The following is a 21,256-nucleotide window of genomic DNA, read 5'->3' as shown; positions in this document are numbered from 1 at the left end:
TGCCACGGGAAATAGGACACCATCTGACCTAGATCCCGTCTAAGTTCTCTCCCATGACCTCCGAGACCACCTTGCCCGCCGATCGCCGCCGCTGGCTGGCGCTAGCCATCGTGATGACCGCGTCCTTCATGGACCTGGTCGACGTCACGATCGTCAACATCGCGATACCCAGCATGCGCCAGGACTTCGGCGCCTCCACCAGCGCGATCCAGTGGATCACCGCCGGCTACGCGCTCGCCTTCGCCGCCGGTCTGATCACGGGCGGCCGTCTCGGGGACATCTACGGGCGCAAGCGCCTCTTCCTCGTCGGCGTCGCCGGCTTCACCGCCGCCTCGCTCCTGTGCGGCATCGCGGCCGACCCCGCCATGCTCGTCGCCTCCCGCCTCCTCCAGGGCGGCATGGCGGCCATGATGGTGCCGCAGGTCCTGGCGATCATCCACGTCACCTTCCCGCCGCAGGAGCGCGGCAAGGTCTTCGGCATGTTCGGCGCGATCGTCGGCCTCGGCGCGGTCTCGGGGCCGATGCTCGGCGCGCTGCTCACCGAGTGGAACCTCTTCGGCCTCGAATGGCGCACGATCTTCCTGATCAACCTGCCCGTCGGCATCGCGGCCGTGATCCTGGGCCGCAAGTTCATCTCGGAGTCCAAGGCCCCCAAGGCCCTGCGCCTCGACCTGGTCGGCGTGGTCCTCGCCACCCTCGCCCTGGTCATGCTGATCTTCCCGCTCACCCAGGGCCGGGAGAACGACTGGCCGCTGTGGGGCTTCGTCAGCATGATCGCCTCGCCGCTGGTCTTCGCCGCATTCATCGTCTACGAGAAGTACAAGATCAAGAAGGACGGCTCCCCGCTCGTCGAGCTCTCCCTCTTCAAGGTCAAGAGCTTCGCCGGGGGCATCGCGGTCCAGCTGGCCTTCGGCCTGGCGACCGGCATCTTCTTCCTCGTCTGGACGCTCTACATGCAGATGGGCCTCGGCTGGAGCCCGCTGCGCGCCGGCACCACCGGCATCCCCTTCTCCATCGCCGTCTCCGTCGCCGCCGGCCTCTCGGTCGAGAAGCTCGTCCCGCGGTTCGGCCGCAAGGTGCTCCAGGCCGGCGCGCTGACCATGGCCGCGGGCCTGCTCCTCTACATCTGGGAGTCGCAGCACTACGGCATGGGGATCGCCTCCTGGCAGATGGCCGCCCCGCTCGTCGTCATGGGCGCCGGCATGGGCCTGATCGTCGCCCCGCTGAACGACACCATCCTGTCCCAGGTGCCGAGCGAGCACGCGGGCTCGGCCTCCGGCCTGATCAACACCACCGGCCAGATGGGCAACGCGCTCGGCCTCGCCCTGACCTCCGTCGTCTTCTTCGGGTCGATCGAGGACGACCGGATCTTCGGCGCACCGTACGTCGAAGCCTTCCGCGGCGCGCTGTGGTGGGTCGTGGCCGTACTCGTCGCGATCTTCGCGGTGATGTTCGTGCTGCCGCGCAAGCAGATCCCGATGGAGGAGCGCGAGGGCGGTACGCCGGCCCCCGCTTCCGACGCCGTCCCCGTCGGGTAGTCCCTCCCCACCGCTCACGGGCATGTCCGCTTCTGTTGGCGGACATGCCCGTTTGCTTTGGATTGGTCCGATATCGGCGTACAGTGGGGCGCAATCCGGAGAAACGGACGCGAATCCACATGTACGCACCGGAACGCCAACAGGAGATCCTCCGCCTCGCCCGCGAGGCGGGCCGCATCGACGTCCCCTCCCTCGCCGACCGCTTCCAGGTCACCGCCGAGACCGTACGCCGCGACCTGAACGCCCTGGACCGGGCCGGCCTGGTCCGCCGCGTGCACGGCGGGGCCATCCCGGCCGGCCGCCTCGACTTCGAACCGGACCTCACCGAACGCGAGGCGACCCGGGCCGACGAGAAGGACCGCATCGCCGCCGCCGCCCTCGCCGAACTCCCCGAGGGCGGGAGCATCGTCCTCGACGCGGGCAGCACCGTCGCCCGCCTCGCAGCCGCCGTCCCCGTCGACTGCGCGCTCACCGTGGTCACCCACTCCCTGCCCGTCGCCGCCCGGCTCGCCGACCACGCCGGCATCGACCTCCACCTCGTCGGCGGCCGCGTCCGCCACCGCACCCGGGCCGCCGTCGACGCCTGGGCCCTGCGCGCCTACGCCGAGATCCGCGCCGACGTCGCCTTCCTCGCCGCCAACGGCTTCTCGGCGCAGGGCCTCTTCACCCCCGACCTCGCGGAAGCCGCCGTCAAGCGGGCCGCGATGGCAGCCGCCCGCCGGGTGGTGCTGCTCGCCGACTCCTCGAAGGCGGGCCGGGAGCACTTCGCGTGCTTCGGCTCCTTCGAGGACGTGGACCTCCTGATCACCGACCAGGGGCTCGCCCCTGCCCAGCAGGCGGCCATCGAGGCCGCCGGTACGGAAGTCGTGCTCGTATGATCCTGACCGTCACCCCGAACCCCTCCCTCGACCGGACGTACGAGGTCCCCTCGCTGGAGCGCGGCGCGGTGCTGCGCGCGACCGGCGACCGCGTCGATCCCGGGGGCAAGGGGGTCAACGTCTCCCGGGCGGTGGCCGCCGCCGGGGTTTTCACGACGGCGGTCCTCCCGCTCGGCGGCGCCCCGGGTGCGCTGATCGCCGAACTGCTGGGCATGCAGGGCGTGGACGTCACGGCCGTGACGGTCTCCGGGCAGACCCGCTCCAACATCACGCTCGTCGAACGGGACGGCACCCTCACCAAGATCAACGCGCTCGGTCCCGAACTCACCGCGGAGGAATCCGCCCTCCTGTTGGAGACCGTCCGCACCGCCATGGGCCACCCCGACTGGATCGCGGCCTGCGGCAGCCTCCCGCGCGGACTGCCGCCCGAGTGGTACGCCGACCTCGTCACCCGCGCCCGCGAGACCGGAGCCCGCGTCGCCCTCGACACCTCGGGCGCGGCGCTGACGGCCGCCCTGCCGGCCCGCCCCGACCTCGTCAAGCCGAACGCCACGGAGCTGGCCCAGGCGGTGGGCCGCCCGCTCGCCACCCTCGGCGAGGTCACCCGCGCGGCCCAGGAGCTCCGTTCGCGGGGCGCGGGCGCGGTGCTGGCCTCCCTCGGCGCCGACGGGCAGCTCCTGGTGAGCGCCGAGGGCATCTTCCACGGCACGGCCCCCGTGACCGCCGTCCGCAGCGACGTCGGGGCCGGCGACGCCTCCCTGGCCGGATTCCTCATCGCGGGCGGGACGGGCCCCAAGGCGCTCGCCTCGGCCCTGGCCCACGGCGCGGCCGCGGTCCAGCTCCCGGGCACTGCCGTGCCGGCCCCCGCGGACCTGCGCCCAGAGGCCGTACACATCACCGAGAACCCGCCCGAGGCCCTCCGCCTCTCCTCCCCAGCCCTCCCCTAGGGAGCGTCGTCAAAATCCCGTCATCGCACCCGCGCGCGCAGCTCCATCGCTCCGCGGGCGGCCGTCTCGCTCTCGTACACCTCGCACATGTGCCGCCCGTCCGGCGTCGCCGTGTGCTCGACCTCCCACAGGCTGAGCTCGGTCCCGTCCAGCAGCACGAACGAGTGCTCGTACAGGTTGAATCCGGAGGCCCGCCCCTCCGCCGTGAACGGCCGGGCCCCGAACGCCTGCGTGATCTGGTGCGCGTACGCCGACCGCAGCAGCAGCGCCGTCCCCTCGCCCGGCCGGTCCGGGTTCTCCGCCCGGCGCAGCACCCGGCGGGCGTGGTCGGCGGATTCCTCCACCGCGTACTCCCGGTGCCGCCGCGCCGGCGAGCTCGCCGCGAACAGCGCGCTCAGGTCCGCCACACCCGTGTCCGGCTCCTCCTCGGCGGCGGCGAGCGCCGGATCCAGCGCCGGGTCGAAGGCCGCCTCCGCCGGGGCCTCGCCGAACAGCCGGGCCACCGCCAGGCAGGCTTCCGCCTTGCTCACGAAGACCTCGTGCCGGATCGTCCGGTCGCCCACCAACCGGTACACCAGCTCCCACAGGGACGCCGAACCGCCGTCGGACAGCAGGTACGTGTGCCGGTGGACCTCCCGCCACAGGCCCGCCGCCGGACTGTGGTGCGTCGTGTGCAGGGAGGAGCTGTGGGCGAGCGCCGCTTCCAGGCGCTCGACCAACCGGTCCGGCAGGTCGAAGGAGTTGAGGGCGCGGCCCAGGAGTCGCTCGAGGTGCGCCTCGGTTGTCTCGTACGGATCGCTCAAGGTGGGTCTCCAGGCCGTCGCAGCTAGTGACTTCGCGGAAGCTCAACGTAGCCCCTGGGTCTGACATCACGTCCGGGGTTCGGTAAAACGTCCGGGAAGCATCAGGGGTTCCCGCCACCCCTTCAGGTCAACTTGCCCCGGGATGAGCATGGTTCGCCCAGGTCTGTGCCGGAGAGGGGGAACATGGCCCGTATGGCAACGAAAACAGTGGGCCTTCCCCGCCAGCAGGGGCTGCCCCGGAGCAGACACGAGGACGAACCGGAGGGCGCCCCGCGGGCGTTGGCCTGGCTGCTGGCGCTCACCGGAGCCGCCGGGGTGCTGGCCTCCTGGGTGATCACCCTCGACAAGTTCCTCCTGCTGGAGGACCCGGACTTCAAGCCCGCCTGCAGTCTGAACCCGGTGGTCTCCTGCGGCAGCGTCATGAAGAGCGAGCAGGCGGCGGCCTTCGGCTTCCCCAACCCCCTGCTGGGGCTCGTCGCGTTCGGGGCCGTCGTGTGCGTCGGCGCGGGCCTGCTGGCCGGCGCCCGCTACCGCGGCTGGTTCTGGCTGGGACTCAACGCCGGGACGGCCTTCGGAGTCGGCTTCTGCAGCTGGCTGATGGTCCAGTCCCTGTACGAGATCAACGCGCTCTGCCTGTGGTGCTGCCTCACCTGGGCGGCCACCCTGCTGATGTTCTGGGCGGTCACCGCCCGCAACGTCCGTACGGACGCCCTGCCCGCGCCCGGCCCCGTACGGACCTTCTTCACGGAGTTCGCCTGGGCCCCGCCCGCCCTGCACCTCGGCGTGATCGGGATGCTGATCCTCACCCGGTGGTGGGAGTTCTGGACCGGCTGAAGCCCCGGCACGCCCGAGGGCCCCGGCAGCTGGAGGCTGCCGGGGCCCTCGTCACATCGCTCCACGGGCGCAGGGGGCCCGGACCGCGGAAAGCAGGGGAGCCGGAATCAGCTGCCGATGGAGCCGTTGCCCGACAGGACCGGGATGTTGTCCAGGATGTGGGAGAGCGGCTCGTCGCCCTTGGCCTGGGTGGAGTTCTCGGTGCACTGCTGGTTCATCGGGTTGGAGAGGACGTTGATGTCCTGGACGCCGACGTTGAGGGCCGCGAGGATCGACTGGGCGTTGACCTTGACCGGCAGGCCGATGCAGGGCTTGTTCAGGGTGCCCTGGACCAGGCCGAGCTGCGGGCTCATGTCGCCGGCGGTCTTCTGGTTGCCGTAGATCTGCGAGGCGCCGTTGCCGTTGACGGTGTTGATCCCGTTGTCGTTGCCGATGGCCATGGCCGGGGCCGCAACAGCAGCGCCCGCGCCGACGGCGGCGGCGGTGACCGCGGCAGCAGTCATGATCTTCTTGAGCATCATTGGTCCTTTTGTCGCACGAGTGCCCGCTAGTGGAGCGCCCTGGTCAACTGGCCTTCCCGGGGGTTGGTTCCGCTGCTTCACTCAAACGGCCCGTTGCGGCCGGGGATTTCCCCACCCCGGGTGAGCCTTCTGCGGACGCGTGCGCGAAGCCCGTACGCAGCGCCCAGGGCGGGCCGGACCGTTCAAGATCCGGTTGCGCTCCGTAGAAGGTGTTCGCACGGTGGGTGAGGAAGCGGATCGCTCGGGTCCGCCTCTGTGCGACCACCGAAGGAAATGCCATGCACCGCACGAAGCCGTCCCGCATCCGCGTCCTCGTCCCGTCGGCCCTCGCCGTCGTCATACTCTCCGGCGCGGCCGCCCCCGCGGGCGCCGCGGACGGTGACACGGCCGCCGCCGTCCGCAACCGGGTGGCGGCCGCCCGGCAACAGATCGAGCACCGCGCGGAGGCAGCCGCCGCGGCCGGTCCGCTCGACGACCTCCTGGCGGGGATCTCCGCCACCCTGGACGGACTCCTCAAGTCCCTCCAGAACCTGCTGCCCGGGGTGACGCTCCCGCCGATCAAGCTGCCGACCCTGCCGAGTCTGCCGGCGATCCCGGACATCCCGGCGCTGCCGATCCCCGCACTCCCCGAGATCCCGTCGATCCCCGCCCCGGAGATCCCCGACATCCCCGTCTCCAAGCCCGCGGCCCCGGTCTCCAAGCCGGCCGCACCCGTCTCCAAGCCGGCGCTTCCGGCGGTGCCGGCGGCACCCGTGGTCCCGGCCAAGCCGGCGGTCCCGGTCAAGCCGGCGGTCCCGGTCAAGCCGGCGCTCCCGGCGGTGCCCGCGGTCCCGGCCAAGCCCGCCGCGCCCGCGGTTCCGGCACCGGTCGAGCCGGCCGGCCCGGTCCTGACGCCGGTGGAGATCGTGCCGGAGGTCCCCGACCTCCCGTAGTGGGGGAGGAAGGATCGCACACGGCGGCCCGAAAACCGCGCGTGGTTACGACTATTGAGCTGAACAGGTCTGATTGCGTGCCGGGCCGTGTCGTCTTGGGAGCCAGAACCGTTTCGCTCGGTGTGAGCCCCGCGTCGGGGCAGAACATCGAACAGAAGGTGCACTTCCCATGAACTCTGCCAAGAAGGCCGCCCTGGTCCTGGCCTCCGCCGGTCTCGCTGCGGCCGGTGCCGCCGGCTCCGCCATGGCCGACTCGTCGGCCGAGGGCGCGGCCGTGGGTTCGCCCGGTGTCCTCTCGGGCAACCTGGTCCAGGTCCCGGTCCACGTGCCGGTCAACGTCTGCGGTAACACCATCGACGTGATCGGCCTGCTGAACCCCGCGTTCGGCAACGTCTGCGTCAACGACTGACGTCAGTCGGCACATGTGACTGTGGGCGTCACCGGCCTCGCCGGTGGCGCCCACAGTCTTGTCCGCTCCCGCGGTTCCCGCCGGGGCGGGGGGCCCGACCGGCTCAGTGGGCCCCGCCGTTGAGCTTCACGCCGCCGAGGAGCGGGGACGCCTGCGTGGCCCCGTCGGCGACCTTGAGCACCTCGCCCGGCGCATTGTTGCGGACCTTGTTGACGCGCTGCGCGGTGTCCACGACCTTGTTGACGGTCTCGCCCTGTTCGGCCACGCCGTTGCTCAGGGTCTGCGGGAGCTGCTCGGTGACCGGGGCGAGCGAGTCGAAGGCCTCCGTCGCCCCGCTCGTCAGGCTCATGGGGGGCATCGCGACCGGCGCTGCGGCGGCGAAGGCGGGGGCGGAGGCGCCGAGTGCGGCGACGGACCCGGCGATGACCGCGGCGACCTTCGTGAGCTTCATTATCGAAATCCTCTTCTTTCGTGGACAGAGGTGTCAGCGGCGACCGTCGCGCCGCTTTCGCCCTGCGTAACGATTCCCGTCCGGTCCGGAAACGCGTACGGCAACGGCCGGAGAATCCGACGGGGGATTCTCCGGCCGATATTTCTTCCGATTACCGGCATTGCCGGTCAGGCGGTTCGGGACCTCCGGTACAGAATGGCGCCGCCCAGGACCAGTGCCGAGGCGAGGGCCGCCGCGGCGCCGGGCTGACCCGCGCCGGTGGCGGCGAGTTCCGGTGCGGACACCTGCGCGGGGGCGGGCGCCGGAGCGGGAGCCGGCGCGGCGGGCGTCACCGGGATGGGCACCGGTGCGGGCGCCGGCGTCAGGTGGATCGGGGTGTCACCGGCGGGGGCGGCCGGCGGCTGGTCGGCCGGACGGACGACCTCGGGCGCCGGAGCGGGAACCGGCGCGGGGGCCGGGTGCTCCACGAACTGGCTGCCGTGCGGCGGCGCCGGTGCGGGCGCCTCCTCGGCGACCGGCGCGGGGGCCGGGAGCGGACGGGGCGCCTCCACGACCGGTGCGGGGAGCGGAACCGGTGCGGGGAGCGTTACGGGCGCCTCGTGGACCGGCGGCTTCGGAGCCGGGTGGGGGAGCGGCTTCGGCGCCGGGTGGGGCTGGGGCGCGGGCCTCGGAGCCGGGTGCTCCGCCGCCGGCTTCGGCTGCGGCTTGGGCTGCGGCTTCGGGTGGGGCCGCGGCTGAGGCCGCTCGGGCGCCGGGGGAGCGTGGTGGGCCACCGGGGCCGGGGCCGGGAGGGCGTGCGGGTGGTCGTCGCACTCCTCCTCGTCCGGGCCGCCGTAGCCGCCCTGCCCGGGGTGCGCTCCGTGGCCGACCGGTCCGCCGTGGCTCCGGTCGTCCTCCTGGCCCGATCCGCCGTAGCCGCCCTGGTCGCGCGGCTCTTCCTGCCGGGGGGCCGCGTGCCGGGGCGCGTGGCGGCGGGCCTCCTCGTGGCGGGGTTCCTCGTGGCGCTGCTCGGGCAGCGCGTGCCGGCCGCCCTGGTGCTCTTCGAGGTAGCGCTCGAACGCCTGGGCGTGCTCGGGGCTCAGGTAGCGCTCGTAGTCGCGGTCGGCGCGGTGGGCGTCGGAACCGGTCGTGGTGGCGCAGTTGTTCCCGAACGAGGGGTTCAGCGCCGCACCGCCGTCCACGCTGTTGCCGCACACGTTCGGCGAGACGGTGATCGGTACCGAGACGCTGTTGCCGGACAGCACGCCCGGCGAATGCGAGGCCTCGGCCGTCGCCCCCGGGTGCGCGTAGGCCGCGCCGGTCGCGATCGACAGCAGGCTCGAGGCGGCCGCCGCCGTGAGCATTCCCTTGCCCAGTACCTGTCGGCTCAGTACCTGTCGCATGGGTCCTTCCCTGTCTACCGGCTCCCGCCGGTGCTGAATCGAAGGTGGCCTCGGAGTGCACCGCCGTGCACTCCGAGGCCACCCCGAGGAGGTTTGCCCTTGCGGGCAGCCGCTTCGTCAGGCGTTGACGCAGGTGTTGCCGAACGCGGGGTTCAGCAGGCCGATCACGTTGACGCTGTTGCCGCAGACGTTCACCGGGATGTGCACCGGAACCTGGGCGAGGTTGCCGGAGAGCACGCCCGGGGAGCCGACGGCCTTGCCGTCGGCGACCGAGTCGGCCATGGCGGGCGAGGCGGCACCGGCGGCCACGAGAACGCCGGCGGCCAGCACCACTGCCTTCTTGTACGTCATTTGTTTTCGATCCTTCCCGCAGAGGCTTGTCCACTGCAGAAATAACAACGAGTGGGTCCGGGAAAAGAAACCGGAGATTTTCCCGGGCGGCTCCGCGAATTCATCCGGGCCGGCGCCGGCCGGAATTCATGCCGGTTTTACGCGCTATTTGCGGCGGGTGCGCGCGGCGCGACCGGGCCGGGTGGACAAGCGGCGAGGCCGCCGCGACCCGGAGGGTGCGGCGGCCTCGCTTGCACGGGCTGCGGTCAGCTGCCGGCCGACGCGTTGCCGGACAGGACCGGGATGTTGTCCAGGATGTGGGAGAGCGGCTCGTCGCCCTTGGCCTGGGTGGAGTTCTCGGTGCACTGCTGGTTCATCGGGTTGGACAGGATCGGGATGTCCTGGACGCCGACGTTGACGAGGGCGAGGATCGACTGGGCGTTGACCTTGGCCGGCAGCGCGATGCAGGGCTTGTTGAACGAGCCCTGGATGAGCGCCATCTGGGGGCTCATGGTGCCGTAGGTGGCCTGGTTGCCGTAGATCTGCGAGGCGCCGTTGCCGTTGACGGTGTTGATGCCGTTGTCGTTGCCGATCGCCATCGCCTGCGGGGCCATGGCCGCACCGATGCCCACGACCGAGGCTGCGGCAGCCGCAGTTGCCATCATCTTCTTGATCATTGTCGTCCCTTTTTTGCTGGATTGCCCGGTAGTGGAGCACCCGGATCAACGGCCGCGCCCCGGTTCGGGTTGCGTGGCTTCACTCGGATGCCTTGGTTTCGAGCGGCCTGATTGACGGTTCGGCTGACAGTCGGACCGTCGGTCAGGCGTTGACGCAGGTGTTGCCGAAGGCCGGGTTCAGCACGCCGACCAGGTTGGCCGTGAGGCCGCAGACGTTCACGGGGACGTTGACCGGGACCTGGACCAGGTTGCCGCTCCCCACGCCGGGGGACTCCGCCGCGAAGCCCTCGGCCGCCGAGTCCGCGGAGGCGAGGCCCGCGCCGCCCATCAGCACCGCGGTGCCGGCGACCGCCAGGGTGGTGGCGCGCATCAGCCTCTTCGTCATCTCCGTTTTTCCTTTCGGTTCGAACAATGGTGCTCCGCATAACGACCCGCCGCCTGCGAGGGTGCGTGTTATCGCCCAAAAGGCCGTACGAGCGAGTCCGGCGTGATTTCCAGCCTGATTTCTGACAAAGTTCACTCCTGTTTTGTCCCCTTGATCGAAATTGGAGACGGGGTCATGGGTTCGTCCCGCGGAATCCTCGGCACGCTCGGTCTGCTGTCCTGCCTCGCGCTTTCGGCGAACGTCCCCGCCGTGGCCGCCCCGCCGGGCCCCGCGGCTCCCGCCGTGCGGGAAATGGCCAAGATCCCATTCACCCAGCGTTACCAGGCCGTCCAGCGGGGCGGACTGGTCCGCGCCTCCAACTCCTCCATCGCCTGCCGCCGTGAGGAGGCGCCGGACGCCGAGCCGTGCGCCGAGGTCAACCGGGGCGCGGCGGGGGTCAACGGCGATTTCGACATGTTCTACAGCGAGGTCGACAAGGATCCGGACACCTACAACTCCACCCGGGCCGAGCTCAAGGTCCCGCAGGGCGCGAAGGTCTCGTACGCCCGCCTGTACTGGGGCGGGAACCTGCGGGTGGGCGAGCAGAAGCCGCCCGAGGACAACGGCCGGGTGCTGGTCGCCGAGCCGGGCGGGGCCTACAAGGAGGTCCTCGCCGACACGGTGATCGGCCACCGGACGGACGCGGGCAGCGATGCCTACCAGGCCTCGGCCGACGTGACCCCGATGGTCCGCAGGGGCGGCGCCGGCATGTGGACGGTGGCCCAGCTGAACATCGCGATGGGTCATTCCGAGGTGGGTGCCTGGGGCGGCTGGACGCTGGTCGTGGCGTACGAGCACCCGCAGGAGCCGGTTCGCCGGATCTCGGTGTGGGACGGCTTCGAGTCGATCGCCGCGGGCCCCGGCGGCGGGGCCGGCGAGACGGTCGAGATCGCCGGCCTGGACGCGGCCGCAGGGTCGGCCGGGAAGGCCGGGGTGGTCGCCTACGACGGGGACCGGGGGACCCTCGGCGACTCACTCACGGTGACCTCCGACAGTGGTCGCCGGGTCAACATCAGTGATGCCGAAAATCCTTTTAATGATGTTATGAATTCCACGATCACGGAATTCGGAGATCCCTCGTTCGTGCGACAGCCCGAACACATGAACAATCTCGGATATGACGCGGACGTGTTCGACCTGAGTCCCGCCTTGTCCGGTGGCGCCCGCAGCCTGAGCTTCAGGTTCACGGGCGAAAGCCAGGGTCAATTCCTCGGCGTGCTCTTCGTTCAGACAGACGCGCGCCGCTGAACGTAGGAGACCACTCCGCGTGCCGACACAGCCTTCCCCCGCGCAGCCCTCTCGTGCGCAGGATCCGATTCCCCGTCCCCTCTCCGTCCTGCACCTCGTCCAACCCGTCGACGGCGGTGTCGCCCGCGTCGTCGTCGACCTCGTCCGCGCCCAGACGGCCGCCGGCCTGCGGACCGCCGTCGGCTGCCCGCGCGGCGGACAGCTCGCCGACGCCGCCCGCGAGGCCGGGGCGGAGGTGCTCACCTGGCGCGCCGCCCGGGCCCCCGGACCCGACCTGCCCGCCGAAGTGCTCGGCGCCCGGCGGGTGATCCGCCAGGTCGGGCCCGACGTCCTGCACGCCCACAGCGCCAAGGCGGGCCTCGCCGGGCGGCTCGCCGCGCGCGGGGCCGTGCCCACCGTCTTCCAGCCGCACGCCTGGTCCTTCGACGCCGTCGGCGGGGCCACCGCCGCGCTCGCCCTGCGCTGGGAGCGGTTCGGCGCCCGTTGGGCCGACCGGGTGCTCTGCGTCAGCGAGGCCGAACGCCGGGCCGGAGAGGCCGAGGGCATCGCCGCCCACTGGTCGGTGATCCGCAACGGCGTGGACCTGGACCACTTCCGCCCCGGCGGCCCCGACCGCGAGGCCGACCGGGCCCGGGCGCGAACCGAACTCCCCTTGCCCGCCGCCTTCCTGGGCGACGGGCCGCTCGCCGTCTGCGTGGGCCGGCTCTGCCAGCAGAAGGGTCAGGACATCCTGCTCCGGGCCTGGCGGGAAGTGCTCGGCAACATCCCCGAAGCCCGTCTCGCCCTCGTCGGAGACGGCCCCGACACCGAGCGGCTGCGCCGCACCGCCCCGCCCGGGGTGCTCTTCGCGGGAGCCGCTCCCGACATCCGACCGTGGCTTCGGGCCGCCGATCTCGTTGTACTGCCGTCGCGGTGGGAGGGCATGGCGCTCGCCCCGCTCGAAGCCATGGCCTGCGGCCGACCGGTCCTGGTCTCCGACGTCAGCGGTGCCCGGGAGAGCCTGCCGCCCGGACAGGGGCGGCTCTGCCTGGTACCGCCGGAGGATCCGACGGCCCTGGCCAAAGCCCTGGGTCGGCTGCTCGCCGAACCGAGGCTGCTCGCCGAACTCGGGGAGCAGGCCGGGCAGCACGCCCGGACCGACTTCGACGTGCGGCGGACCACGGACGCGGTCACCGGCCTGTACCACGAACTGCTGGGCAGGCCCCGGCCCTTGAACCAGGAGCGCATCAGCCGATGACGATGGACAGCGCACCCGCCCGGCACACCGGGCAGGGCGGCACGGGGCCCGCCGGCGGCACCGCCGGCACCGCAGCCGTCCGACGGTCCGTGACCGCCATCCACCCCCCACGCCGGCCCCGGGCCGACCCGGCCCGGCCGCTCGCGCGGCCGCAGCGGGCACGGCGCAGCGACGGGGTCCTCCCGCTGCTGACCGCCGATGCGCTGGCCGCCGTACTCGCCACCACGGTCCTGTCCGCGCCCGGCACGGCGGTACCCCCGGCGGCGGCCGTCCCGATGGCCGTGCTGGCCGCCGCGCTGCACGCGCAGGCCGGGCTGTACCGGCCGCGGCTCGCGCCCTCCGCACTGCTGGAGCTGCCCGCGGTGGCCGGGCGGGCCGCCATCCTGTGGTGCGCCTTCGCCACCGTCGTGGCCGCCACGGCGCCGGGCGGGGCCCTGGGCTGGCCGGCCCTGCTGGAGGCCGTCCTTCTGCAGACCGTACTGACGTGCGCCGGGCGCGGGTTCGTCAACCAGCTCCGCCGCCGCGCGGCCCGCCGCCGGCCCGCCTCCGCACTCGTCGTCGGCCCCGGCGCCGGGGCGAGCGCGGTCGCCGCCGCCCTGCACGGGCGTCCCGAGTACGGGCTGCGGCCCGTCGGGCTCGCCGACACCGCCTCCCCCGAGGAGGGCGGCGGTGGCGTGCCGGTGCTCGCCACGCACGAGGACATCCGGCGCGCCGTCATCCAGAACTCGGTCCGGCACGCGGTGTTCACCCGCCCGCCCGAGGCCGACGAGCGCACCGCCTCCCTGGTCCGGCTCTTCCACGACCACGGTTGCCGGCTCTGGCTCGCCGACCCGGCCGGCACCGCCAAGGTGACCGGCATGCGGGTGGCCCAGCCCGCGGACCAGCTGTGGGGGTACGCCGTACAGCCGCTGCTGCCGCGCCCGTCACGGCCGGTGGAGCGGTGGGTGAAGCGGGCCATCGACGGACTGCTGGCCGCGCTCGCGCTGATCGCCGCCGCCCCCGTGATGGGCGCGTGCGCGCTGGCCGTACGGGTCTCCGACGGGCCCGGGGTGATCTTCCGGCAGGAGCGGGTCGGCCTGTACGGGCGCTCCTTCACGCTGCTGAAGTTCCGCACCCTGCGCGCCGACGAGCACGAGTCCGCCACCCGGTGGACGGTCGCCGGCGACAACCGGATGAGCCCGATCGGCTCCTTCCTGCGCAAGTCCTCGCTGGACGAGCTGCCGCAGCTGTGGAACGTCGTACGGGGTGACATGAGCCTGGTCGGACCACGGCCGGAACGGCCCTTCTTCGTCGCGAAGTTCAGCACCGTCCACCCCGGCTACGAGGCCCGGCACCGGATGCCCGTCGGCATCACCGGGCTCGCCCAGATCAACGGCCTGCGCGGGGACACCTCCATCGAGGACCGGGCCCGCTTCGACAACCACTACATCGACACCTGGTCGCTCTGGCAGGACCTGTGGATCCTCGCCCGCACCGCGGCCTCCTTCTTCCGCTTCCGGCTGGGGGGCAGCTGATGAGCCTCGCCGTATCCCCGTTCGGCGCGGCCGCCCGGCCCGGCACGGCGGGGCTGCTGCGGCGGCACTGGCCGCTGCTGCCGCTCGCCGCGACGGTCCTGCTGCTGCTCGCCCCGATCGCGGCGGGCGACGCGAGCACCTCCGGCAAGGTCGGCCCGGCCGACGCCGCCTCGCTGGTGCTGGTGCTGGTCTGCGCGGTGCAGGCGCTGCGCGGCCGGGTGCGGGAGCTGAGCCCGCTGGGCGCGGCGGTGCTCGGCGTACCCGCCGTGGGGCTGGCGGTGGCGACCGCCACCGCCGGGGACCCGTACGCGGCGCTGCCCGGGTTCGTGCGCTACCTCCAGGTGTTCGTCCTGGTCCCGGCGGCGATCGTGCTGCTGGTGCGCGACGCCGGGGAGTTCCGCCTGGCCGCCGGGTGCTTCGTGGTGCTGGCGCTGGTGCAGGGCGCGGTGGGGGTCGTGCAGTTCGCGACCCACACGGGGGCCTCGTACCAGGGCGAGGACATCCGGGCCGTCGGCACGTTCGGGCCCGGCGACGTGATGGGCATGGCCACGGTGGTGGCGTACGGGCTGGTCGTGGCGACCGCTGCGGCCCTGGCTCCGGGACTGCCGGGCCGGGTGCGGCGGATGGCCGGCGGCGCCGCCCTGGTGCTGGTGGTGCCGCTGGTGCTGTCGTTCAGCCGGGGCGCGTGGATCGCCACGGTCGGCGCGGCGCTGCTGGTGATCCTGCTCGCCGGGATCCGGCGGGCGCTGAAGGTGCTGCTCGCCCTGGCAGCGGCCGGGGTGGTCCTGGTGGGCGGGCTCGGGGTCGGCTCCGAGATGGTCGCGGAGCGGCTGACCTCGATCACGCAGGTCTCCAGCGCCCCCGACCAGTCGGTGACCGACCGCTACACCATGTGGGCCGCCGCCGAGTCGATGTGGCGCGAGCGGCCGGCCGTCGGGGTGGGGCTCAAGGGCTTCCCGGCCAACCGGGACGGGCACTCCTCGCTGGGCCTCTCCTCCGGCAGCGACACCGCCGGCGCGGGGCAGGCGTTCATCCGCCAGCCGCTGCTCTCCCCGCACAACATGTACCTGCTGGTGCTGAGCGAGCAGGGGCTGATCGGCCTGACCGCGCTGGTGGGCGGCTGGGCGGCGCTGCTGGTCGCGGGCCTGCGGCGGTACGCGGGCGGTGCCGGGCTCCGTGACTGCGGGCTGATCGCGATCGGGCTCTTCGTCTGGCAGCTGACCGACTTCCTCTACGCGGACATCGGCGGACCGTCCACGGTCCTCACCGGGGTGATCATCGGCCTGGCGGCCTGGTGGGCCCTGCCGTCCCCCTCCGAAGGGGACGCGGTCCCCGATGGTCCCGGCCGGTGACCGATACGACGCCTTGGCGGCCCGCCGCCGGCCCCCCGGCCGGGGCGGGCCCCGCCCGCGTCCCGGGCACACCGGCCCCGTCTTCCGCCGCGGCCCCGCACGGCTCCGCCGGAACCCGGCCCCCGTCCGCGGGCGGAACCGGAGCCGTGGCCGGAGCCCGCGCCGAGCGCGGTGTCAGGGTGGCGGCCCGGGCCGCGCGCCACGCGCTCCCCGAGAGCCCGGGGCCCGTACGGGACGACGCGGCCGCCGGCCCCCCGGGCACGAACGCGGCTCCGGCCCCGCTGGGGCGGTTCCTGGCCAAGGCCGCCGCCGTCACCGCCGGACTGACCGCCGCCGGGGCGGTGTTCGGGCTGTTCCGGGACCAGACCATTGCGCACCTCTTCGGGGCCGGGCACGACAGCGACGCCTTCCTGATCGCCTGGACCGTGCCCGAGATGGCCTCGACGCTGCTCATCGAGGACGCCATGGCCCTGCTGATGGTGCCCGCGTTCAGCCAGGCGCTGGCCCGGCGGGCGGCCTTCCGCGCGGGGCTCACCCGCAAGGAGGCCCGCTCGCAGGACCCCGTACGGCTGCTCGTGGGGGCGACCCTGCCGCGGCTGACGCTGTTCCTGGCCGCCGTCGCCTCCCTGCTCGTCGTCGCCGCGCCGCTCGTCGTCGCGGTGCTCGCGCCCGGACTGCCCGATCCGGCGCTGGCCGTGGAGTGCACCCGGCTGACCGCGCTGACCGTGCTGTCCTTCGGGATCGCGGGGTACTTCAGCGCCGCGCTGCGGGCACACCGCTCGTTCGTGCCCCCGGCCGCGATCTACGTCTCGTACAACGTCGGGATCATCGGGACGATGATCGCGCTGCACGCGGTCTGGGGGGTGCGCGCGGCCGCCGCCGGGGTCGCCGCGGGCGGGCTGCTGATGGCGCTCGTCCAACTGCCCGCGTTCGTGCGGAACGTGGGCTTCGGGCCGCCCCGCGCCAAGGGCGCGCCGCGCAGCCAGCGCGACCGGGACCGGCCCACCCTCATCGCGTTCGGCGTGATCGCCCCGGTGATCTTCTTCGCGGTGTTCCGGCAGTCGCAGGTCCTCGTCGAGCGGTTCCTTGCGGCCTCGCTGCCGTCGGGGGCCATCTCGCACCTGAACTACGCGCAGAAGGTCGCGCAGATGCCGATGGTGCTGTCCCTGATGATCTGCACCGTCACCTTCCCCGTCGTCGCCCAGGCCATGGCCGGCGGGGAGCGCGAGAAGGCCAGGCGGCGCGTCGAGCAGGACCTCGCGCTGGCCTCGCTCGCCGTCCTCGTGGGCAGCGCCCTCGTCATCGGGTACGCGCCCCAGATCATCCAGGTCCTCTTCGAACGCGGCGCGTTCACCCACCGCGACACCCTGGCCACCGCCTCCGTCATGCGGGTCTACGCCCTCGGACTGCTCGGCCACTGCCTCGTCGGGGCGCTGTCCCGGCCCTTCTTCTCGACCGCCCGGCCCACCTGGTTCCCGGCGCTCGCGATGGGCGCCGGACTCCTCGTCAACGTCGTGGCCGGCGCCTTCGCCGTCGGCTGGTGGGGCACCTACGGCATCGCCGCCGCCAACGCGGCCGGCATCTCCACCACCGCCGCCCTGCTGCTCACCGGGCTCGGCTCGCGGATCGTCGCCATCCAGGTCCGCCGGGTCGCGCTCAGCATCGGGCGGCTCTCCGTCGCCGCCGTCGGCGCCTGCGGCACCGGCTGGATCGCCGGTCCGATGATCCCCGACCCGCTGCTCAGCGCCGCGCTCGGCTGCCTGCTCGTCCCCGCCATGTTCGGCGCCTGCGGCATGGCCATACGGGCGCTCGAAATCACCGCCCTGCCCGCCCAGATCGCCCAGATGACCCAGAGGTTCCGCAATGCCCGCTGACACCCGCACGGCGCCGACCGCCCAGGTGGTCCACGCCCGCCGGACCGCCTCGCCGTGGGTCCTGATGTACCACTCGGTCGCCGAGTTCACCGACCCGGCCGAGGACCCGTACGGCATCACCGTCACCCCGGGCACGCTGGAGGCGCAGCTGCTGTGGCTGCGCTCGCGGGGCCTGCGCGGGGTGTCCGTCGGCGAGCTGCTGCGGGCCTGCGCGGCCGGGCGGGGCGCCGGGCTCGTCGGGCTGACCTTCGACGACGGCTACACCGACTACCTGACCCGGGCGCTGCCGCTGCTGCGCCGGCACGACTGCACCTCCACCCTGTTCGTGCTGCCGGGGCGGCTCGGGGTGGACAACGTGTGGGACCCGCTGGGCCCGCGCAAGTCCCTGCTGACCGCCGAGGGCATCCGCGAAGTCGCCGCCGCCGGGCAGGAGATCGGCTCGCACGGGCTGCTCCACCAGGACCTCACCGCGGCCGCCGACGACATCCTCCAGCAGGAGCTGAGGGGCAGCCGGGAGCTGATCAGGGAGCTGACCGGGACCCTGCCCGAGGGGTTCTGCTACCCCTACGGGCACCTCGACGAGCGGGTCGTCGAGGCGACGCGGGCCGCCGGGTACGGGTACGCCTGCGCCATCGACCCCGGCCGGCTGGCCGGCCCGCACGCCCTGCCGCGCACCCACGTCAGCCAGGCGGACGGGCCCGGAAGGCTGCGGATCAAGCAGCTGCGGCACCGGACGCAGGAGCTGCGGCGGGCGGTGCTCCGGTGAAGTCGCTGCGGGCGCTGCACATCATCACCGGGCTCGGGGTCGGCGGCGCCGAGCAGCAGCTGCGGCTGCTGCTGCGGCACATGCCGATGCGCTGCGACGTGCTGACGCTGACCAACCCCGGGCCGGTGGCCGAGGGCCTGCGGGCCGACGGGGTCCGGGTGGTGCACCTGGGGATGCGGGGCAACCGGGACCTGGGGGCGCTGCCGAGGCTGGTGCGGTTCATCCGGCGCGAGCAGTACGACCTCGTGCACACGCACCTGTACCGGGCCTGCGTGTACGGGCGCCTCGCGGCCCGGCTCGCGGGGGTCGGGGCGACCGTGGCCACCGAGCACTCGCTCGGCGAGGACGAGATCGAGGGCCGGAAGCTGACGGGCGGGGTGCGGGCGCTGTACCTGGCCAGCGAGCGGCTGGGTGCGGCGACCGTGGCGGTGTCCGACACCGTCGCGGCGCGGCTGGAGGGCTGGGGGGTGCCGGCCGCGCGCGTGCACGTCGTACCGAACGGGATCGAGGCCGTCCGCTTCCGCTTCGACGAGGGGGTGCGCCGGGCCACCCGGGCCCGGACCGGGCTGCCGGAGCGGGCGTTCGTGGTCGGCGGGGTCGGCCGGCTGGTGCCGGGCAAGCGGTTCGACTCGCTGGTGCGGGCGGTGGCGGCGCTGCCCGGGGCGCACCTGCTGCTGGCCGGGGACGGGCCGGAGCGGGCGGCGCTGCGGCGGCTGGCCGCCGAGCTGGGCGCGCAGAGCCGGATCCACCTGCTGGGGGAGCGGGATCCGCTGGGCGACAGCGCGGACGGGCGCACGCCCGGGATCCCGGCGCTCCTGGCCGCCATGGACGTGTTCGTGTCGCCGTCGCGGGAGGAGGCCTTCGGGCTGGCGGTGGTGGAGGCGCTGGCCGCGGGGCTGCCGGTGCTGCACGTCACCTGCCCGGCGATCGACGACCTGCCGGCCGCGGAGGCTCCGGGGGCGCGCCGGATCGGGACCGGGACCGAGGAGCTGGTCGCCGCCCTGCGCGGGCACATGGAGGCCGGGGCGCGGCGCCTGCCCCAGCCCCCGGTGGCCCGCCGCTACGACATCTCCCGCAGCGCGGAGCAACTCCTCGCGGTCTACGCCCTGGCGCTGCCGGGGGCCCGCCCCGCCCCGGTGCCCGGCGACGCCCTGATCGACGCACCACCGACGGGGTCCCCCGCGCGGGGGACCGAAACCACTCCCATCCCTCCAGGAAGGCACGTACATGGCTGACACCGCCGATCCGAAGAAGGCCGACCCGAAGAAGGCCGATCAGAAGGCCGATCAGAGGAAGGCCGAGAGGAAGTCCGAGCAGAGGAGGACCGACCGCCGCCGCCGCAAGGTGCGGCTGCTGCCGCCGCCCGCGTGGTGGCCGCTGCCCGCCGCCGCCCTGCTGGGCCTGGCCGCGGGCGGGGCGTACGGCGTGCTGAAGGCACCCGAGTACGCCGCCACCAGCTACGTCGTCGCCGTCCCGGACGAAACCACCGAGCCGGCCACCGCCCTCGGCTTCGCCCAGGCGTACGCCCGCATCGCCACCAGCAGCTCCACCCTCGGGTACGCCCAGCCGCGCGCCGGCATCAGCGCCCGCAAGCTCCGTACGCAGGTGCGCGCCGAGACCTCCCCCGAGTCCCCGATGATCGCCATCACCGGGACGTCGAAGAGCCCGGCCGAGGCCGCCGACATCGCCAACGCCGTCGCCGACGCGCTCTCGCTGAGCAGCAATCAGGCCGCCAAGAACACCGGCGTCCAGCTGCTGCTGTTCAACCAGGCCGTGGCGCCGAGCGAGCCCGCCTCGCCCTCCGCCGCCATCAGCGGGGCCGTCGGGCTGTGCGCCGGCGGACTGCTCGGCGGGCTGTGGCTGCTCGCCCGGCCCACCGCCCGCACGCGGCGGCCCGAGGAGCGCCCCGTCGCGGAGCCGGTCGTCGAGGAGTACGCCTCCCTGCCCGCCCAGGGCGAGCACACCGAGACCAAGGAGAAGGAGTCCGTGCGATGACCACGGGCTCCACCGGGGCCCTGTCGGTGACGCTGTGCCGCGACCCCCGGCAGTTCGCCGCGCTGGAAGAGCCGTGGAACCGGCTCTTCCGGGCCTGCCCCACCGCCACCCCGTTCCAGAGCCACGCCTGGCTGCACTCCTGGTGGCTCTCGTACGGCCGCGACGGGCGGCTGCGGATCGTGCTCGTACGGCGCGGCGGGGAACTGGTCGGCGCCTGCGCGCTGATGCTCGTCCACCGGCCGCTGCCGCTGCTGGTGCCGCTCGGCGGCGGCATCACCGACTACTTCGACGTCCTGGTGGACGCCGCGTACGCCGAACAGGTCGTCCCGGCCCTGGTCCAGGGCCTGCACCGGGCCGCCCGCGGCGCGGTCGTCGACCTGCGCGAGGTACGCCCCGGGGCCGCCGCGGAGGCGCTGTACGGCCAGTGGCCGGGGATCCGGAGCAAGCTCACCGACTCCACCTGCATGGAGCTGCCCGCGCTGCCGTTCGACGAGCTGGTCAAGCGGATGCCGGCCTCCGGGGCCCAGCGGGTCCGGGCCAAACTGCGCAAGACCGACGCGGCCGGGATCGAGGAGCGCGAGGTCACCGAGCAGGAAGTGCCGCGTGCCGTACGGACGCTGCTGCGGCTCCACGAGAAGCAGTGGCGCGGACGCGGGGTGACCCCGGAGCACCTGAGGCCCCGCTTCGCCGAGCACCTGACCCGGGCCACCCGGCGGATGGTGCGGGTCGGCGAGGGCCGGCTGACCGAGTTCCGGCTGGACGGGAAGGTGGTGGCCGCCAACGTCACCCTGCTGTCGGGGGCGCTCAGCGGCGGCTACCTGTACGGGGCCGACCCGGACCTGCGGACCCGGAAGGTGGACGTGGCCACGCTGCTGCTGCGCTACGAGGCGGGCCGCGCACTGGCGGAGGGCCGCCCGGTGGTGAGCTTCCTGCGCGGCAACGAGCCGTACAAGAACCACTGGCGGCCCGAGACCGTCGTCAACCAGCGTCTGCTGCTGGCCAGGACGACGCTCGCGCCCCTGCTGCGCCTGCACGAATCGCAGGTGACGGGGCGCGAGCGGGCGGTGGACGCGCTGCGCGAGGCGCTGCCGGCCGCCAGGGACTGGCGGGCGCGGCTCAACGAACTGCGGGTCCGATGACGGCT

At 73.5% G+C, this 21,256-nt stretch carries 22 protein-coding genes; 15 read left to right on the top strand and 7 right to left on the bottom strand.

Going from position 1 to position 21,256, the window contains the following annotated elements; all coding sequences use genetic code 11:
* Positions 1-53: 53 nt before the first annotated feature.
* From ACFY1T_RS32535 to pfkB, 3 genes are all read left to right on the top strand, one after another.
* Positions 54-1,538 carry an MFS transporter gene (locus tag ACFY1T_RS32535; protein WP_390791380.1) on the top strand — a complete coding sequence of 495 codons (1,485 nt, stop codon included), beginning with the start codon at positions 54-56 and terminating at the stop codon, positions 1,536-1,538.
* 119 nt (positions 1,539-1,657) lie between these two features.
* Positions 1,658-2,416 carry a DeoR/GlpR family DNA-binding transcription regulator gene (locus ACFY1T_RS32530; protein WP_390791379.1) on the top strand — a complete coding sequence of 253 codons (759 nt, stop codon included), beginning with the start codon at positions 1,658-1,660 and terminating at the stop codon, positions 2,414-2,416.
* Positions 2,413-3,363 carry a 1-phosphofructokinase gene (gene pfkB, locus ACFY1T_RS32525; protein WP_390791378.1) on the top strand — a complete coding sequence of 317 codons (951 nt, stop codon included), beginning with the start codon at positions 2,413-2,415 and terminating at the stop codon, positions 3,361-3,363. Before ACFY1T_RS32530 ends, pfkB begins: the two co-directional genes overlap by 4 nt.
* Before the next feature lie 20 nt (positions 3,364-3,383).
* On the opposite strand, the gene ACFY1T_RS32520 is transcribed toward pfkB, so the two are convergent.
* Positions 3,384-4,166 carry a DUF6227 family protein gene (locus ACFY1T_RS32520; protein ID WP_390791377.1) on the bottom strand — a complete coding sequence of 261 codons (783 nt, stop codon included), beginning with the start codon at positions 4,164-4,166 and terminating at the stop codon, positions 3,384-3,386.
* Positions 4,167-4,358: 192 nt separating this feature from the next.
* Between ACFY1T_RS32520 and ACFY1T_RS32515 the strand changes: the two genes are divergently transcribed.
* Positions 4,359-5,000: a vitamin K epoxide reductase family protein gene (locus ACFY1T_RS32515; RefSeq protein WP_390791376.1), complete on the top strand. Its 642-nt coding sequence runs from the start codon at positions 4,359-4,361 to the stop codon at positions 4,998-5,000.
* A 107-nt stretch (positions 5,001-5,107) separates the two neighbouring features.
* Here ACFY1T_RS32515 and ACFY1T_RS32510 read toward each other — a convergent pair whose 3' ends face one another.
* Complete coding sequence (locus tag ACFY1T_RS32510) at positions 5,108-5,518, bottom strand: rodlin (RefSeq protein ID WP_390791405.1); 411 nt, start codon at positions 5,516-5,518, stop codon at positions 5,108-5,110.
* A 281-nt stretch (positions 5,519-5,799) separates the two neighbouring features.
* Here ACFY1T_RS32510 and ACFY1T_RS32505 point away from each other — a divergent pair, with 281 nt between their 5' ends.
* Positions 5,800-6,453 carry a hypothetical protein gene (locus ACFY1T_RS32505; protein ID WP_390791375.1) on the top strand — a complete coding sequence of 218 codons (654 nt, stop codon included), beginning with the start codon at positions 5,800-5,802 and terminating at the stop codon, positions 6,451-6,453.
* Positions 6,454-6,622: 169 nt separating this feature from the next.
* Entirely contained in the window at positions 6,623-6,862 is a 240-nt protein-coding gene (locus tag ACFY1T_RS32500; protein WP_030865615.1) for a chaplin, read from the top strand.
* Between the two features lie 103 nt (positions 6,863-6,965).
* On the opposite strand, the gene ACFY1T_RS32495 is transcribed toward ACFY1T_RS32500, so the two are convergent.
* The 5 genes from ACFY1T_RS32495 to ACFY1T_RS32475 all read right to left on the bottom strand — a co-directional run bounded on the left by ACFY1T_RS32495 (position 6,966) and on the right by ACFY1T_RS32475 (position 10,072).
* Positions 6,966-7,313: a hypothetical protein gene (locus ACFY1T_RS32495; protein WP_390791374.1), complete on the bottom strand. Its 348-nt coding sequence runs from the start codon at positions 7,311-7,313 to the stop codon at positions 6,966-6,968.
* Between the two features lie 167 nt (positions 7,314-7,480).
* The gene (locus ACFY1T_RS32490; protein WP_390791373.1) at positions 7,481-8,695 is read right to left on the bottom strand and encodes a chaplin; all 1,215 of its coding nucleotides are present in this window, start codon (positions 8,693-8,695) and stop codon (positions 7,481-7,483) included.
* Positions 8,696-8,812: 117 nt separating this feature from the next.
* A complete protein-coding gene (locus tag ACFY1T_RS32485) occupies positions 8,813-9,046 on the bottom strand; it encodes a chaplin (protein WP_390791372.1) in 234 nt (77 codons plus the stop codon).
* A gap of 245 nt (positions 9,047-9,291) precedes the next feature.
* Entirely contained in the window at positions 9,292-9,702 is a 411-nt protein-coding gene (locus ACFY1T_RS32480) for a rodlin (protein ID WP_384713776.1), read from the bottom strand.
* A 142-nt stretch (positions 9,703-9,844) separates the two neighbouring features.
* Positions 9,845-10,072: a chaplin gene (locus ACFY1T_RS32475; protein WP_390791404.1), complete on the bottom strand. Its 228-nt coding sequence runs from the start codon at positions 10,070-10,072 to the stop codon at positions 9,845-9,847.
* Between the two features lie 189 nt (positions 10,073-10,261).
* Between ACFY1T_RS32475 and ACFY1T_RS32470 the strand changes: the two genes are divergently transcribed.
* The 9 genes from ACFY1T_RS32470 to ACFY1T_RS32430 all read left to right on the top strand — a co-directional run bounded on the left by ACFY1T_RS32470 (position 10,262) and on the right by ACFY1T_RS32430 (position 21,251).
* The gene (locus ACFY1T_RS32470) at positions 10,262-11,374 is read left to right on the top strand and encodes a DUF3344 domain-containing protein (RefSeq protein WP_390791371.1); all 1,113 of its coding nucleotides are present in this window, start codon (positions 10,262-10,264) and stop codon (positions 11,372-11,374) included.
* Between the two features lie 19 nt (positions 11,375-11,393).
* Positions 11,394-12,611 carry a glycosyltransferase gene (locus tag ACFY1T_RS32465; RefSeq protein WP_390791370.1) on the top strand — a complete coding sequence of 406 codons (1,218 nt, stop codon included), beginning with the start codon at positions 11,394-11,396 and terminating at the stop codon, positions 12,609-12,611.
* The gene (locus tag ACFY1T_RS32460) at positions 12,608-14,125 is read left to right on the top strand and encodes an exopolysaccharide biosynthesis polyprenyl glycosylphosphotransferase (protein ID WP_390791369.1); all 1,518 of its coding nucleotides are present in this window, start codon (positions 12,608-12,610) and stop codon (positions 14,123-14,125) included. The genes ACFY1T_RS32465 and ACFY1T_RS32460 overlap by 4 nt, the downstream gene beginning before the upstream one ends.
* The gene (locus ACFY1T_RS32455) at positions 14,125-15,477 is read left to right on the top strand and encodes an O-antigen ligase family protein (RefSeq protein WP_390791368.1); all 1,353 of its coding nucleotides are present in this window, start codon (positions 14,125-14,127) and stop codon (positions 15,475-15,477) included. Before ACFY1T_RS32460 ends, ACFY1T_RS32455 begins: the two co-directional genes overlap by 1 nt.
* A 146-nt stretch (positions 15,478-15,623) precedes the next feature.
* Positions 15,624-17,351, top strand: coding sequence for a murein biosynthesis integral membrane protein MurJ (murJ, locus tag ACFY1T_RS32450; protein ID WP_390791367.1), 1,728 nt, complete (start codon positions 15,624-15,626; stop codon positions 17,349-17,351).
* Entirely contained in the window at positions 17,341-18,117 is a 777-nt protein-coding gene (locus ACFY1T_RS32445) for a polysaccharide deacetylase family protein (protein WP_390791366.1), read from the top strand. The genes murJ and ACFY1T_RS32445 overlap by 11 nt, the downstream gene beginning before the upstream one ends.
* A 5-nt stretch (positions 18,118-18,122) precedes the next feature.
* On the top strand, positions 18,123-19,352 hold the full coding sequence (locus ACFY1T_RS32440; RefSeq protein ID WP_390791403.1) for a glycosyltransferase: 1,230 nt from the start codon (positions 18,123-18,125) through the stop codon (positions 19,350-19,352).
* Complete coding sequence (locus tag ACFY1T_RS32435; RefSeq protein WP_390791365.1) at positions 19,345-20,112, top strand: lipopolysaccharide biosynthesis protein; 768 nt, start codon at positions 19,345-19,347, stop codon at positions 20,110-20,112. Before ACFY1T_RS32440 ends, ACFY1T_RS32435 begins: the two co-directional genes overlap by 8 nt.
* A complete protein-coding gene (locus ACFY1T_RS32430) occupies positions 20,109-21,251 on the top strand; it encodes a GNAT family N-acetyltransferase (protein ID WP_390791364.1) in 1,143 nt (380 codons plus the stop codon). Before ACFY1T_RS32435 ends, ACFY1T_RS32430 begins: the two co-directional genes overlap by 4 nt.
* The last annotated feature ends 5 nt before the right edge of the window (positions 21,252-21,256 follow it).

It is taken from the genome of Streptomyces sp. NPDC001194 (assembly GCF_042896985.1).
GTDB lineage: Bacteria > Actinomycetota > Actinomycetes > Streptomycetales > Streptomycetaceae > Streptomyces.
This window is presented reverse-complemented; position numbering and strand designations above follow the sequence as displayed.

Coding starts and splice junctions, on each gene's coding strand:
- ACFY1T_RS32535 (WP_390791380.1), top strand. CDS start 54: ATGACCTCCGAGACCACCTTGCCCGCCGATCGCCGCCGCTGGCTGGCG.
- ACFY1T_RS32530 (WP_390791379.1), top strand. CDS start 1,658: ATGTACGCACCGGAACGCCAACAGGAGATCCTCCGCCTCGCCCGCGAG.
- pfkB (WP_390791378.1), top strand. CDS start 2,413: ATGATCCTGACCGTCACCCCGAACCCCTCCCTCGACCGGACGTACGAG.
- ACFY1T_RS32515 (WP_390791376.1), top strand. CDS start 4,359: ATGGCAACGAAAACAGTGGGCCTTCCCCGCCAGCAGGGGCTGCCCCGG.
- ACFY1T_RS32510 (WP_390791405.1), bottom strand. CDS start 5,518: ATGCTCAAGAAGATCATGACTGCTGCCGCGGTCACCGCCGCCGCCGTC.
- ACFY1T_RS32505 (WP_390791375.1), top strand. CDS start 5,800: ATGCACCGCACGAAGCCGTCCCGCATCCGCGTCCTCGTCCCGTCGGCC.
- ACFY1T_RS32500 (WP_030865615.1), top strand. CDS start 6,623: ATGAACTCTGCCAAGAAGGCCGCCCTGGTCCTGGCCTCCGCCGGTCTC.
- ACFY1T_RS32495 (WP_390791374.1), bottom strand. CDS start 7,313: ATGAAGCTCACGAAGGTCGCCGCGGTCATCGCCGGGTCCGTCGCCGCA.
- ACFY1T_RS32490 (WP_390791373.1), bottom strand. CDS start 8,695: ATGCGACAGGTACTGAGCCGACAGGTACTGGGCAAGGGAATGCTCACG.
- ACFY1T_RS32485 (WP_390791372.1), bottom strand. CDS start 9,046: ATGACGTACAAGAAGGCAGTGGTGCTGGCCGCCGGCGTTCTCGTGGCC.
- ACFY1T_RS32480 (WP_384713776.1), bottom strand. CDS start 9,702: ATGATCAAGAAGATGATGGCAACTGCGGCTGCCGCAGCCTCGGTCGTG.
- ACFY1T_RS32475 (WP_390791404.1), bottom strand. CDS start 10,072: ATGCGCGCCACCACCCTGGCGGTCGCCGGCACCGCGGTGCTGATGGGC.
- ACFY1T_RS32470 (WP_390791371.1), top strand. CDS start 10,262: ATGGGTTCGTCCCGCGGAATCCTCGGCACGCTCGGTCTGCTGTCCTGC.
- ACFY1T_RS32460 (WP_390791369.1), top strand. CDS start 12,608: ATGACGATGGACAGCGCACCCGCCCGGCACACCGGGCAGGGCGGCACG.
- ACFY1T_RS32455 (WP_390791368.1), top strand. CDS start 14,125: ATGAGCCTCGCCGTATCCCCGTTCGGCGCGGCCGCCCGGCCCGGCACG.
- ACFY1T_RS32445 (WP_390791366.1), top strand. CDS start 17,341: ATGCCCGCTGACACCCGCACGGCGCCGACCGCCCAGGTGGTCCACGCC.
- ACFY1T_RS32435 (WP_390791365.1), top strand. CDS start 19,345: ATGGCTGACACCGCCGATCCGAAGAAGGCCGACCCGAAGAAGGCCGAT.
- ACFY1T_RS32430 (WP_390791364.1), top strand. CDS start 20,109: ATGACCACGGGCTCCACCGGGGCCCTGTCGGTGACGCTGTGCCGCGAC.